The organism is Aquiflexum gelatinilyticum (genome assembly GCF_024741135.1).
GTDB classification, from domain to species: Bacteria; Bacteroidota; Bacteroidia; order Cytophagales; family Cyclobacteriaceae; genus Cognataquiflexum; species Cognataquiflexum gelatinilyticum.
This window is the reverse complement of record NZ_JANSUY010000002.1, coordinates 386,722-400,264: the sequence shown is the minus strand read 5'-3', so window position 1 is coordinate 400,264 and position 13,543 is coordinate 386,722. Positions and strand designations below refer to the sequence as shown.

At 42.0% G+C, this 13,543-nt stretch carries 11 protein-coding genes; 6 read left to right on the top strand and 5 right to left on the bottom strand.

Annotation, left to right across the window (positions count from 1 at the left end):
* Positions 1 to 81: 81 nt before the first annotated feature.
* The gene (locus NU887_RS05645; protein ID WP_258422385.1) at positions 82 to 1,428 is read right to left on the bottom strand and encodes a transglutaminase-like domain-containing protein; all 1,347 of its coding nucleotides are present in this window, start codon (positions 1,426 to 1,428) and stop codon (positions 82 to 84) included.
* Between the two features lie 289 nt (positions 1,429 to 1,717).
* On the opposite strand from NU887_RS05645, the gene NU887_RS05640 reads away from it, so the two are divergent.
* On the top strand, positions 1,718 to 2,611 hold the full coding sequence (locus tag NU887_RS05640; protein WP_258422384.1) for a polysaccharide deacetylase family protein: 894 nt from the start codon (positions 1,718 to 1,720) through the stop codon (positions 2,609 to 2,611).
* Positions 2,612 to 2,821: 210 nt separating this feature from the next.
* Positions 2,822 to 3,139 carry a phosphoribosylpyrophosphate synthetase gene (locus NU887_RS05635; protein ID WP_258422383.1) on the top strand — a complete coding sequence of 106 codons (318 nt, stop codon included), beginning with the start codon at positions 2,822 to 2,824 and terminating at the stop codon, positions 3,137 to 3,139.
* 193 nt (positions 3,140 to 3,332) lie between these two features.
* Here NU887_RS05635 and guaB read toward each other — a convergent pair whose 3' ends face one another.
* The 4 genes from guaB to NU887_RS05615 all read right to left on the bottom strand — a co-directional run bounded on the left by guaB (position 3,333) and on the right by NU887_RS05615 (position 7,805).
* Positions 3,333 to 4,811: an IMP dehydrogenase gene (gene guaB, locus NU887_RS05630; RefSeq protein WP_258422382.1), complete on the bottom strand. Its 1,479-nt coding sequence runs from the start codon at positions 4,809 to 4,811 to the stop codon at positions 3,333 to 3,335.
* Positions 4,812 to 5,241: 430 nt separating this feature from the next.
* Positions 5,242 to 6,003: a hypothetical protein gene (locus tag NU887_RS05625; RefSeq protein ID WP_258422381.1), complete on the bottom strand. Its 762-nt coding sequence runs from the start codon at positions 6,001 to 6,003 to the stop codon at positions 5,242 to 5,244.
* On the bottom strand, positions 6,000 to 6,440 hold the full coding sequence (locus NU887_RS05620; RefSeq protein WP_258422380.1) for an ABA4-like family protein: 441 nt from the start codon (positions 6,438 to 6,440) through the stop codon (positions 6,000 to 6,002). The genes NU887_RS05625 and NU887_RS05620 overlap by 4 nt, the downstream gene beginning before the upstream one ends.
* Positions 6,441 to 6,617: 177 nt before the next feature.
* Positions 6,618 to 7,805 (bottom strand): RsmB/NOP family class I SAM-dependent RNA methyltransferase, encoded by a 1,188-nt coding sequence (locus tag NU887_RS05615; RefSeq protein ID WP_258422379.1) that lies wholly within the window; start codon positions 7,803 to 7,805, stop codon positions 6,618 to 6,620.
* Positions 7,806 to 7,923: 118 nt separating this feature from the next.
* Between NU887_RS05615 and prfA the strand changes: the two genes are divergently transcribed.
* The 4 genes from prfA (at position 7,924) to NU887_RS05595 (ending at position 13,535) form a co-directional block, all read left to right on the top strand.
* The gene (prfA, locus tag NU887_RS05610; RefSeq protein WP_258422378.1) at positions 7,924 to 9,000 is read left to right on the top strand and encodes a peptide chain release factor 1; all 1,077 of its coding nucleotides are present in this window, start codon (positions 7,924 to 7,926) and stop codon (positions 8,998 to 9,000) included.
* A gap of 246 nt (positions 9,001 to 9,246) precedes the next feature.
* Positions 9,247 to 9,789 carry a GNAT family N-acetyltransferase gene (locus tag NU887_RS05605; protein ID WP_258422377.1) on the top strand — a complete coding sequence of 181 codons (543 nt, stop codon included), beginning with the start codon at positions 9,247 to 9,249 and terminating at the stop codon, positions 9,787 to 9,789.
* Between the two features lie 33 nt (positions 9,790 to 9,822).
* Entirely contained in the window at positions 9,823 to 10,962 is a 1,140-nt protein-coding gene (locus tag NU887_RS05600) for an outer membrane protein assembly factor (RefSeq protein WP_258422376.1), read from the top strand.
* 242 nt (positions 10,963 to 11,204) lie between these two features.
* Complete coding sequence (locus NU887_RS05595) at positions 11,205 to 13,535, top strand: TonB-dependent receptor (RefSeq protein WP_258422375.1); 2,331 nt, start codon at positions 11,205 to 11,207, stop codon at positions 13,533 to 13,535.
* Positions 13,536 to 13,543: the final 8 nt, after the last annotated feature.

Sequence of the window (13,543 nt, the reverse complement as noted above, 5' to 3'; positions counted from 1 at the left end):
CTTACCAAATCAAAAAAATCAGAAGGCATTATCAAAATCCCATGAAAGGAATTCCCACGTTTTTCAGAAAAATGGTCAAGTTTACTCTGATTTTCTGTTGAATGAAAATACAGTTTGTGGAAAAGCAGGTTCTCCGTTTATTTCCATGATGGGATAAGCCATAAAATTGATCGGTCCTCCAGATGGACCAGGGCTTACTTTGAGGTCGCGGCCCTGACTGAATTCAATCCTATTGGCAGGATGCCTTCCAAAATAATATGTAGCAAGGGCTGTGTACTTGTTACCCTCACTGATATCCACCGGCCACCACTTGCCATCTGCGTAGAATTCGGCCCAACAATGATACCCATCAATACCTCCCTCGTCCCTATCTGAGGGAATTGAGGCGCCTATGGAAAACCTCGCCGGAATATCAATTGATCTCGCCAAGGAAATGAAAAAAGAATGAAACTCAGTGCAGTTTCCCGTCTTGGAATCGCAGGCATAATTGGAATCCCCGCGGCCGAATTTACCAAATTTCATATACCGCATGTTGTCAATAATATAATCATACAAAGCCCGAGCTTGGACGAGTTTATTGTCATTTTCCTTGCCTTTGATGGCTTCTTTGGCTATTTCTTCAAACCTACCGCCGATTGGCATCAAAAGATTTGGCTGTAAGTATTTCTTGTCGACGGGATCAAAAGCATCATAAGGACCTTTTTCTTTCCTTGCCACCTGATAGGTAATGTCAATTTCCTTTCCGCTATCCTCTGGCCCGAGTTCTAGGTAAAGAATCGTATTGTCAAAATCCTGTTCTTTCAACATTTGATGTTTTCCAGGAAGGTTCATTTTGACCACCTCAACATTTTGGAAACTGTCACTTTTGGCGATAGGAATCCACATTTTGGCAGATCCGTCAATCTTGGGAAGTTTGGAATAGTAATGAAAATCAAATTCATCCTGACCTTCGACAACTCCTAACAAATCCGTGGATGCAGTTTCAACCGGGACTCTCCGCCAGGTTTTGTCCACCACCTGCTTCCAAGTGTAAAATGGCTTGCCGTTCAGTTTGTGAAGGGAAGTTTCTGTTACCCTCATGTTTCCCGGTTCACCCTCCATAAAAAAATCCACATCATAGACATCTCCTTTTTCATCCGCCAAATCCACACAGGCGAAATATTTTTTCGGACCAAGGTTCGAAAGGTACTCAGTATGGACACGAACGAGCTTCAAATTGAAATTTCCTCTTTCGTCATTGACTTGAAAATAGCCGTCACCTGTCTCTGTTTCCTTTTCAATATAGGCTTTGATCCCTATTTCTATTTCGGCAATAGAGACTTTTTGTGGTTTTGTCTGTTCCTCTTTTTCTCCCTGAGTTTCATTTGGAGATTGGCAGGATGCAATTATCAATAGCCATCCAAATAAAATAAAAAACCGGTTTCTCATCTTTGGGCTTGTTAATGTTGATTTGTTGATCGGATTATGGAATGTTGGCAAACAAAAGTCCATATTTCCCAAATATACAATAAATCCAAAGAAGGAGATTTCAAAAGAAGTCTCCCAAGGAGTATGTAAGCCTGTTTTACTTTAAGCCGGATTTTTATCCATTTGCATAATCTTCCTTACTATCGAATTGAATGTTGATTAGATTGTAAATATATACCAAACCTAGTCTTCCAAAATGGCCAATACTATCTACTTCCTAATTCTGTCCATCGTTCTAAATCTAGGCGATATGACAGTAATCAAATCACAGGAAAAGGAACAATCATCCATCCGACCCAAGGTTGCTTTTACTTTTGATGATGGGTCCACACGTGATATGCCTAATCTAAAATTGGAGGAGTGGAACCAAATGATACTTACAAGCTTGAAAAAACATGATGCCAAAGCGGTTCTATTTGCTACTGTCGGACCCTTGGACAATGACAAAGGCAGGTATGTACTTTCTTCTTGGGACAAAGAAGGCCACCGGATTGCAAACCACACTTTTACCCATCCGAGATTCAGCGATCCGAAGACGACTTTGGAGATGTTCAAGACAGAGCTCATTAGAAATGATGCTGTGATCCGTGCCTATCCCAACTTCTACCAATACTTCAGATTCCCTTACCTCAAGGAGGGTGAAACAAAAGAGAAAGTGGAAGGATTCAGGGCTTTTATGATAGAAAAAGGTTACAAAAACGGCCATGTTACCATAGATGCCTCTGATTGGTATATCGCCAGCAGATTGGTAGATAGGCTCAAAGAAAATCCGCAGGCCGACATCAGCGGGTTTAGGGATTTTTACATCGAACACATGTATGACCGAGCTTTATTTTATGATGGATTGGCTGACCAATTGACCGGTAGGAAAATCAACCATACGATCCTGCTTCACCATAACCTTGCGTCGGCATTGTTCTTGGATGACCTGATCGTACATTTCAAAGAAAAAGGATGGGAAATCATGGATGCGGATGAGGCCTTTAAGGATCCCATATTTGAAGAAGTCCCAATGGTAATTCCTGCCGGAGAAAGTCTAATTTGGACCCTTGCCAAGCAAAGTGGAAAGTATGACAAAGATCTCCGCTATCCTGCTGAAAATGGTGATTACCTTAAGGCAAAAATGGACAGCCTCGGACTTTAAGACTTGACAAGTCTACTTATACGAATCGACGAAACCGGTCAGAAAATAATATTAAAAGCATATAACAACCAATATTTATAAAAACCGATTTTCAAAAATTTCGTTTTCTGAATAAAGATTCAATCCGAAACAGGAGAAAAACTCTTATCAAATTCAGACCCTGGTCTTATCCTTATTCAATATTCTGTAATCAAATAAACCTAGATAGTTATGGAAAATTACGAAACACTATCACAAGCAATAAACGGACTGAAAAGTCAAGGATATACTGAGGATTTCAACCTCAAAGAATTTTGCATTGAATGCCGTGGGGGTGAATTCCGCATTTTACACGATGAATTTCAAATAGATAAGGTTTTTAGATTTGAGGGAAATTCTGATCCTGATGACCAATCGGTCCTCTATGCCGTATCTTCCGACAAATTCAATTTGAAAGGGGTCTTGGTCAATGGCTATGGTATATACTCCGATCCGCTGACAGATGATATGCTTAAAAAATTGAGTTATGATCCTGATTTAAGAAATTGAATTCAAAATTGAATTTGTGTACTCTTTTTTCGTTGCCACAAATTTCCTGTGTTGACTTCATTGTGGAACTTAGGAATTTCCCTTTTAGCAAATTACCCATCTTCTCCGGGTCTTATTCCCTCTGAAATCGAAAAAGCGACGGGTAGGACCCGCCGCTTTTTCTAGTAGTTATCACTTTCATTTTAAACTTTGCTTACATTTTAGCTGAGTAGTTTGGGGCTTCTCTTGTGATGCTTACATCATGCGGATGTGATTCCTTGACACCTGCAGCAGTGATTTTCACAAACTTGCCATTCTTTTGCAGATCTTCCACAGTTGGGGTACCACAGTAACCCATACCAGCCTGAAGTCCACCCACTAATTGGTAAAGGACTTCTGAAACCAAACCTTTGTATGCTACTCTACCAACGATTCCTTCCGGTACAAGCTTCTTGATATTGTCTTCTGCATCCTGGAAATAACGGTCTTTGGAACCGGATTCCATGGCTTCCAGCGAACCCATACCTCTATATGTTTTGAATTTCCTTCCTTCAAAAATCAGCATTTCTCCTGGAGCTTCTTCTGTTCCTGCCAACAAAGACCCAATCATGATAGATCCTGCGCCTGCAGCAATGGCTTTCACCAAATCACCCGAATAGCGGATTCCACCATCAGCGATGACAGGAACATTTCTACCTTTCAGAGCTTCTGCGCATTCAAATACAGCCGAAAGCTGTGGAACACCCACACCTGCAATCACCCTTGTGGTACAAATACTTCCCGGACCTACTCCCACTTTCACTGCATCTGCACCTGCATCAGCAAGTGCAATTGCAGCTTCCGGAGTCGCAATATTGCCTACTATAACTTCCAAATCCGGAAATGCATCTTTGATTCTTCTGCATGCATCCATGACGCCTTTGGAGTGTCCATGTGCTGTGTCTATGGAAACAACATCTACACCTGCTATCTTAAGGGCTTCGACCCTTTCGACAATATCAGCGGTGACACCGACAGCAGCACCTACACGAAGCCTTCCAAATTCATCTTTGCAGGCATGCGGTTTGTCCCTTCTTTTTAAAATATCCTTATAGGTGATCAGACCTGTAAGTTTTTCATCCTCATCTACAATCGGAAGTTTCTCGATTTTGTATTCTTGAAGAATCTCTTCAGCCTGTTCAAGTGAAATTCCTGCCTTGGCAGTAATCAGGTTTTCACTTGTCATAATATCTTTGATTTTAACATTTGGATCTTTGATGAACCTCAAATCCCTATTGGTGATGATTCCTTTCAAAACCCTGTTTTCGTCCACAACAGGAATCCCTCCAATATGGTATTCGCGCATGATAGCATCCGCATCCCTTACTTTGGATTCAATATCCAAGGTAATCGGATCCAAAATCATCCCGGCCTGAGAACGTTTCACCTTTCTGACTTGGGCGGCCTGCTTCTCGATGGACATGTTTTTGTGTATAAAACCAAGTCCACCTTCTAGCGCAATGGCAATAGCCAATTCGGATTCCGTCACAGTATCCATCGCGGCGGAAACAAGAGGAATGTTGAGTCGGATTTTTTTGGTGAGTTGGGAGGATGTGTCTGTATTTCTTGGAAGGACTTCAGAATATCCCGGCACTAAAAGCACATCGTCGTAGGTGAGTGCTTCAAAAAGAAATTTATTGGAATTGAGGTTCATAGCAAATTCGGTTAGGTAACCCTATTTGCCCGTCAAAGATAAGAACATTTTCAGTTGTCAATCAAATCGGTTTGAAAATAAATTAATTCGGAGATGTGAGACGTGAGACATGAGATGGAAGACTTAAGATTGTAAACGCAACACACAAGATTCAAGACTTGGATCATCTTACCAAAAACGTATTCCCTTGTCATTTCGAAAGAGGTTCAGACTGTTCCGTTTTCTTCAGAAACTTACATTGGTTTCCTCGTCATCCTGAAAGAGGAACAGCCTGTCCCGTTTTCTTCGGGAAGTGAAGGATCTCATTTGCCTTAGGTGAGACCCTTCGTGCCTCAGGGTGACGCTAGACAACCTGACAACCTGATAACTTGACAACTATGACAACGCGAAGCTGACAACAATTACAACAACTATAACCACTACAACCATTTCATCCCCAAAATATCCCCCTACTTGCCATTGCATTCCAGAAAGTGCCCAAGGAGAAAATGAAATAAATGACAGCAAAAATATTTACCTTCTTGACATCCTTTCTTGCAAAATACCAGGCAAAAAGCGGTACTGCCTGCAAGGCATGAATTCCGAAAAAATGAAAAATCCGAAGGTCACCATAGGCCTTTGCCCAATTCAGGAAGAAAATTCCCTCCTGGCCATCGGGCGCTCCAACGGTATGACTCAGGTTGGCAGCCATCAAGTATCCCTCCATACTTGCCACCACGAATATTAACATGCCAAGTTGGATACCTCTCTTATATCCTGCAAAAAGGGATTCCACAACTGAAAATAATCGATAGGCCCAAAAAACCATGATGGTATTTATGAGAATGGCAATGCCCATGATTTGGAACAAAACCGCATTGCCTACAGAACTGACATTGAAATGGGAGAGCTCTCCCCTAGAAGCCTGATAGATGATGATTACCATCTCGATTATCATAGCGGTGATAATGGTTAGTTTGATCTTCTGGACTTTTCGGATTTGGGGGAGATAAAATAAATACCAAGCCATTGTCCAAGAAAAGATTCCAATGGAAACAGCAAATTTCATCGGTTTCATCCAGACATTGACCCCATTTAAAGTCCTGTCATCAAAAAACGAAATGACCAACATAACCAAAAATGCAAGAAAATTGAGCAGGCCGAACTGCCCAAGGGACTTGCTTCTTTTGAAAATCTTTCTGATAAATATCATGGGTGATAAGGACTCTGATTGAGTCTTTTGATTTTGGATGCCCTGACTAAAAAGTACAACAACAAGCCAACCGGACCCATCATAAAGGTCAAAATCAGACAGGGCAGAACCAACCACCGGCTGATATCTTTTCCCCAGGCATCCTGAGCGATCCACATCCCGACAAACAGGTCAAAGGCAAGGTAGTGAATCCATCCTGCCAAAAGGGCTTCATCTGAACCGAAAAGCAACCTCACTTCAGACAATGTACTGAATCCCCCTTCCCCTCCATTAAACAAAGCCGGAATGATATAAAACCCATAAGTAATTGCCATCAAAATAAAAACTCCTGAAAACAACGTTTGGTAAATCCATTTCCTTGGATAAAAAATAAACAGTGCAATCCATGAAAAAAAGGCCAACGTGCTGGCCATGCCAAAAACAGCTTCTAGTGTCATGCGGATCGGATGTTTGGTTATTTTAAATTTAGGGAAAATTATCCCGCAAAGGCGCAAAGGCACGAAGAAAAATTTGGAAACGTAATTATTATTCTAGAATAGGCTAGAATACAAGAATCTCTGATTCAAAAAAAACAGTTCAGTTTAAATGAATACCATCATTTTCTAACCCTAATTTTATTTCCTCTTGATCTTTGCTATATAAAAACCATCATACCCGCTATCCTGTGCCAAGACTTTTTGGTCTTCTACCAACTCAAAGTTTTTGCCGTTTTCGGAAGCAAGGAATTTTTCCACCTGCATCTGGTTTTCAGTCGGTAGGATACTACAGGTCGCATAGACCAATAATCCGCCCGGCTTGACCATCCCGGCATAGTTTTGAAGAATTTCCTGTTGGATAGTCTGAACCTTTTCTATGGATTCAGGAGTCAGTTTCCACTTGGTATCCGGATTGCGTTTCAATACTCCCAATCCCGAGCAGGGCACATCCAACAGCACCCGGTCAGCAGATTCCTTTAATCTTTTAATTGTCTTATTTCCTTCGATTACTTTGGGTTCAATGATGCTAATCCCGTTCCTTCTCGCCCTCAGTTTGGTGTTTTGCAGTTTCCATGCCTCCACGTCCATGGATAGGATCCTACCTTTATTTTGCATCAAGGCGGCTAGGTGAAGTGATTTTCCTCCAGAACCCGCACAGGCATCAATCACCCGCATGCCAGGTTCCACTTCCAAAGCTGCTGCCACGAGTTGGGACGAGGCATCCTGAATCTCAAAAAGCCCTTCTTTAAAGGCCGGATTTTTGAAAATATTCTGCCTTTTGGCAAGTACCAATGCGTCTTTGTAGCCTTTGGGAGCATAGGATTCGATGCCATCGTCAGCAAGCCTTTTCATGAGTTGCTCGCGGGTGACTTTGAGTGTGTTGACCCTAAGGACGACATCTGCTTCTTGGTTGAGAGTTTCGATTTCTTTCTCCCAATTTTCTCCCAAAAGTTCAGCACCCATGTCATCAAGCCAATCGGGAATAGATTGAAGGATTGCCCTTTCTTGGATCCTGTCATAATTTGCTTTGATGAATTTTGGATCCAAGCCTTTGAATTCCCTCCAATCCGGAAGTTCATTTCCCTGAAGCACCCAATAGGTACCAAAAAGATGGTAGAAGTCATCCGATGGGCTAAGTTGATTGAGTAGCCTCCACCATCTTACCATTTCATAGATAGACTCGGCAATAAATCCTCTGTCCCTTGCTCCCCATTTTGGATTGGATTTCAATTTTCTTTCAATCACTTTATCAGCATACCTGTTTTGGTTAAAAATTTCATCCAGGGATTCAATGACAGCGCTGACTGTGTTGGTAAAGAGTTTCATGGCAAATATTTATATGAGGCACAAAGATAACAGGATTCCGATGCCCGATAGACAAAGGTTTAAAATCCCAAAACCGATATTTTTGTTAATTTTGCACCCGCCAATCAATATTTGAATTATGCTTGACAAATTACAAGCGCTTAAAGACCGATTTATAGAAGTAGGCCAACTGATCATTCAGCCGGACTCCATGTCCGACATGTCCAAGTACACCAAACTAAACAAGGAATACAGGGACCTCGAAAAAGTGGTAAACCTGTATGATGAATATAAGTTGGTCAAAGAAAATATTACCAGTACCAAGGAAATTCTGGAAAAAGAAAAAGATCCGGACTTTCGCGAAATGGCCAAAGCTGAACTTGACGAACTGAAGCAAAGGGAAGAAGAATTGGAGGAGTCACTCAGACAGCAACTGATCCCAAAAGACCCGAATGATTCCAAGGATTGTATCCTCGAGATCAGGGGCGGTACCGGAGGAGATGAAGCGGCGATTTTCGCCGGGGATTTGTTTAGGATGTACCAGCGTTTTTGCGAAAAAAAGGGTTGGAAACTGACTGTACTCGACCTTACTTTTGGCTCCTCGGGAGGATATAAGGAAATCATCAGCACCATCACCGGCGAGGATGTGTATGGAATGATGAAATATGAATCAGGTGTCCACCGAGTGCAGCGGGTACCTGCCACTGAAACTCAAGGCCGTGTCCATACCTCCGCTGCCACCGTCGCAGTACTTCCCGAAATGGATGAAGTCGAGGTTAACATCAACATGAATGAAATCCGAAAGGATACCTATTGCTCCTCCGGTCCGGGTGGACAATCGGTCAACACGACTTATTCAGCAGTCAGGTTAACACACATTCCATCAGGCCTAGTCGTAACTTGTCAGGATGAAAAATCCCAGATCAAAAACTTTGAAAAAGCATTGAAAGTACTTCGGTCCCGCTTGTACGAAATCGAATTGGATAAACACAATGAAGCAGTAGGCGCCCAAAGAAGGACAATGGTAGGTAGCGGGGACCGCTCTGACAAAATCCGAACCTACAATTATCCCCAAAGCCGTGTCACTGACCACCGCATCAACAAAACTGTCTATAATCTTCCTGATGTGATGGAGGGAAATATTGAAGATTTCATTTCTGCATTGAGACTTTCGGAAAATCTTGAAAGGATGAATGCTTCAGGTTTGGAGGATTGAGGAAAAAGTCTACAGTTTACAGGCAGCAGTCGACAGTTGGAGAAATTGAACCTCAAAACATATTCTCAAAATCATTGGCCAGAATAGCGTGGAAGAAGATTCATCAAAATTTAAATTAAAATTGGAATTTTATCTCAAGGGTATTTAAAAAGGGAATGATGATTGCCTCAAATCAAAAAAACACGAATTCTTTTTAAGGAAACTCAAAAAACTCCGTTATCTTAAAGAGCAATAACCAGCCATAAAATGAAGATTCAAGGAAAAGGAAATGTAAGTTTGGTAACATGGCATGAGGGCCATTACCACAGCCTATATCCTATCGCCAACAACCCAAATATTGCCAAAAACCTGAGAGACAGTTTTCCCTCTCCTTACACCATTCACGATGCGAGACACTGGATCGAGCATAATCAAAAATTCAACCCACCCCAAAATTTCGCAATCGAATATGAAGGCAAATTGGTGGGATCTGTGGGATGTGAAATAGGCAAGGAAGAGCTCCGGACAAATATGGAAATCGGATTTTGGGTGGCTGAACAGTTTTGGGGAAAGGGAATCGCCACACAAGCTGTGCAGTTGTTTACTGAATATGTGCTAGAAAAATTTCCGTCCATAAAAAGGATTTATGCCCAGGTTTTTGATTTCAATGTGCCATCAATGAAAATCCTAGAAAATGCAGGTTATGAACCTGAGGCTATTTTGAAACATGCCTACATCAAAAACGGTAAAGTCGGCGACCTCTTCCAATATGTCATCATCAGAGAAGAAGTTGAAAAATTTATGGATTAAGGTATTTGAAAACATTCCTTACTTTTGGGGCTGATGAAAACAGCCCTTTTTTTGTTTCTCTTTTTTTCAATCACGATTTCTTTGACAAATGCTCAAGAAGTAAATGATACCATTCCGACATCCGGAGCAATTGATAAATTTTTTGATGTAGGAGATCGAGTCATCGATTTGATTTCGGGGGAAAAATGGGCCTTTATTCCGGCGGTCACTTATTCCCCTGAGACAAGATTAGGGCTTGGGGTCCGTGCAATCAGGGTTTTCAAACACAAGGGAGAGACCGATCCCAACCTCCGTCCTTCCTCGATTCCTATCACGGTTTTGTACACCCTCAACAATCAGACGATCTTCACCACAGAACTTGACCTGTGGGCAAATGAAAACAAGGAATACCTGAATGCACGCCTCGAACTTTCCAATTTTCCTTTCAAATTTTATGGCATTGGCAATGACCCCATCACAGATGAAGGCGAATCCTACACCACCCGCTTCGCCTATTTTCACCTGAATTACCTTCGCCAAATCATACCGGGAATATTCTTCGGGCCGAGATATGAATTTCGGGTAGATGACATTTACAGGCGGGTTCCCGGAGGAATATTGGAAACCACACAAGTCCCGGGATACGACGGGCAGCGGCTTTCCGGTTTGGGATTAAACCTCAACCATGACACAAGAGACAATATCTTCCAACCCACCAAAGGATGGAACAACAGGTTCAGTTGGATGGGATTTACTTCTTTTTTGGGAAGTAACTTCAGCTTCAACCAATACACGACAGATTTTAGAAAATACTTCAAAACCTCAGATACCCACGTCCTTGCTCTGCAGTCTTGGTGGAGTTTTACTACGGGAAATCCGCCATTTCAGCATATTTCCCTAATCGGTGGTAGCGACAGAATGCGTGGATTTTTTGAAGGAAGATTTAGGGACAATCATGCCATGGTCCATCAAGCAGAGTACCGTTTACCTGTTTACCGAAATCTCGGAATGGTACTTTTTGGTCATGCAGGACAAGTGGCTCCAAAAGTCGGAGATTTTGGATGGAAAAGGTTTAGGTATGGCGCAGGATTTGGTTTTCGGTACAAACTCAATGATGAAGGATTAAATATCCGTTTGGACATAGCCTTTGGAGATCAGCGCGCCTTTTATTTTGGTTTAAATGAGGTGATTTAGAATCCCAAAAAAAGCAAAAACTATTTTTTTATTCAGACGTTATTTTATTAAGTTTAAAAAACCTGTTCAAGCTTATGAAAAAATGTCTGTCTTTATTTCTCAGCCTTGGGATATTTACCTTTTTAAATTTTAGCCTTTTTGCGCAGACTGCTAAAGATAAACTAAGCGAATCCTTCGAGGAGTACAATAAAACTTACCCCTGGGAAAAAGTCTTCCTCCATACCGATAAACCCCATTATTTCTTGAACGATACCATTTGGATAAAAGCCTATGGGATGATTGAAAATGGCGGAGAATCCCCTGAAGCAACCAAATCGGTACCACTATATGTGGACCTTTACGATGCCAAATTTGAAAGATATATCGACAGGATCATCATCAAACTTGAAGAAGGCAAAGGTCAGGGGGATATTGTGCTACCAAAAGACCTTGAACCCGGATCCTATTCCCTGAGGGCCTATACCCAATGGATGAGAAACTTTGGGGATCCTGCATTTTTTCATAAAGATATTTGGGTGGGAGAACTGGGTGAAAATTGGGAATATGTTGGAGGAGACTCTAAGCTGAATCTGGGGTTTTTTCCCGAAAGCGGTGACCTCGTGGAGGGGATTCAAAGCAAAATCGGATTCAAAGCCACCGATGCTTATGGACGGAGTACGGATGTCATTGGATACATACTCAACAGCAAATCTGATACACTGATTAGGTTTGAATCAGAACATTTGGGGATAGGGAGCTTTGAATTTACCCCAAAAGAGAATGAAGCTTATGAGGTCTATGCCAAATCTGCCGAACAGAATTGGATGAAGTTTGCCCTAAGCCGGATTTTAAAACAAGGATATGTGCTTGATTTCGATCCACTTTATTCAGAAAGTGAGATCAAAGTGACTATCCATCACAACCTAGGGAAGGGGAATGAGCGCAAGAAATTATACTTGATAGGTTTGTCCAAAGGCCAAAAAGTATATGAAAAGGAATTTGATGGAGAAAAGGCCGATCATTCTGTATTGATCTCCAAAGAGGATTTTTTCCCGGGAATCATCACGTTTACCCTGATGGATGAGGAAACCACCCTTTTGGCAGAAAGGTTGGTTTATGTTTATCCATTTTCTCAGGCAATGGCAAATTTCAAATCTGAAAAACCAGAATATAAACCCAAAGAACTTGTGCAGATGGAGATCGCCATCGTGGATGAATTTGGCAGTCCTGTGGAAGGAAATTTCTCGGTATCAATAACGGACGCGTTCCAGGTTTTGCACCCTGAAAACGGGGAAAACATCTATTCTTACTTTCAGCTGAGTTCGGAAGTCAAAGGAGAAATCGAGCAACCCGATTATTACTTCAATCCTGAAAACCCAAATGCTGAAAAATACTTGGATAACCTCCTTTTGACCCAAGGCTGGAGAAGGTTCTCTTGGGAAAACCTGGCAAAATTAGCCAACCCTCCGGCTTTTGGATTTGAAGAGGGGCTTTCTTTGAGCGGAAAAGTATACAAGGTAAATGACAAACCGATTGAAGCTCCACACGAACTGCGTATGTTGGTAACCCATGAATATGGATTGCCCATTTTATATGAAGGCAAAACGGACCAATCCGGCAGTTTTTCTTTTGTAGGAATGGATTATCAGGATTCAGTCGGGATCTACCTGCAGGCATTTACCGAAAAAGAAAAAAACAACGGAGATACCACTGAACTTAAAAGAAATGAGGTAGTGATGTCTGTGCCAACAACACCCGACTTTCAAATCAGAAACAAAGCATTGCTTCCTTCAGGAGATAAATTTCAGGATTTCGATGAATACCTTGTGTCGGTCAAAGAAGCCAAGGACATGCTTGAGCAGTTTAGACTCAGTCAAGAGATAGAATTGGGGGAAGTTACAGTCAGAGGAAGGAGAAGTGAACCTATCCCGGACAAGCGTGCTATACAATATAACAACAGCCCGGATCGGGCGCTGCCTGTGACTGAAGAATATTACTATTTTCAGAATATATTCCAATTGCTGAGGGGAAGATTTCCCGGTGTGAATGTGGTAGGAGATGTGTTTAGCATCAACCCACCCCCAAGTGTAATAATCCGTGGTGGAGGTGCGTCCATTGTAAATGCCGGTGGTGCGACATTTTTAATTGATGGCATGAGAGCCATGCCTGGAATGGTAGCATTGCTGCCTGTTTCGGAAATAGAAAGGATCGACATCCTTACAGGTCTAAGCAAAGGAGCGGTTTACGGTGCTGACGGGGCAGGAGGAGTCATCAATGTACTGACCAAAGCCGGAAATCCAAACTATGATTGGAAAGACGAACCCGTCATCGGAAATGCCGCCATCAAAGCCAAAGGCTATGATCCTATTCGGGAATTTTATACCCCTTCAGGTGTATATGACATCAATGCCCCGATTGCGATAGACTTCAGGTCCACCATCTATTGGAATCCACAAGTCATCACCGACAGTGAAGGCAAAGCCCGATTTCAATTTAGGTTGACGGAAAGCAAACCGGAGGTTAATGTCGACCTACAGGGAATCTCAAAATCCGGAGAACCTATCCGTGCTACATATCGATTTCAGGTAAAATAAACTGTTTG

What these genes read in the sequence shown, in the direction of transcription:
- prfA (WP_258422378.1), top strand. Translation starts at nt 7,924, where the DNA reads ATGCTTGACAAATTACAAGCGCTTAAAGACCGATTTATAGAAGTAGGC.
- guaB (WP_258422382.1), bottom strand. Translation starts at nt 4,811, where the DNA reads ATGAACCTCAATTCCAATAAATTTCTTTTTGAAGCACTCACCTACGAC.
- NU887_RS05640 (WP_258422384.1), top strand. Translation starts at nt 1,718, where the DNA reads ATGACAGTAATCAAATCACAGGAAAAGGAACAATCATCCATCCGACCC.
- NU887_RS05625 (WP_258422381.1), bottom strand. Translation starts at nt 6,003, where the DNA reads ATGATATTTATCAGAAAGATTTTCAAAAGAAGCAAGTCCCTTGGGCAG.
- NU887_RS05635 (WP_258422383.1), top strand. Translation starts at nt 2,822, where the DNA reads ATGGAAAATTACGAAACACTATCACAAGCAATAAACGGACTGAAAAGT.
- NU887_RS05620 (WP_258422380.1), bottom strand. Translation starts at nt 6,440, where the DNA reads ATGACACTAGAAGCTGTTTTTGGCATGGCCAGCACGTTGGCCTTTTTT.
- NU887_RS05600 (WP_258422376.1), top strand. Translation starts at nt 9,823, where the DNA reads ATGAAAACAGCCCTTTTTTTGTTTCTCTTTTTTTCAATCACGATTTCT.
- NU887_RS05615 (WP_258422379.1), bottom strand. Translation starts at nt 7,805, where the DNA reads ATGAAACTCTTTACCAACACAGTCAGCGCTGTCATTGAATCCCTGGAT.
- NU887_RS05605 (WP_258422377.1), top strand. Translation starts at nt 9,247, where the DNA reads ATGAAGATTCAAGGAAAAGGAAATGTAAGTTTGGTAACATGGCATGAG.
- NU887_RS05645 (WP_258422385.1), bottom strand. Translation starts at nt 1,428, where the DNA reads ATGAGAAACCGGTTTTTTATTTTATTTGGATGGCTATTGATAATTGCA.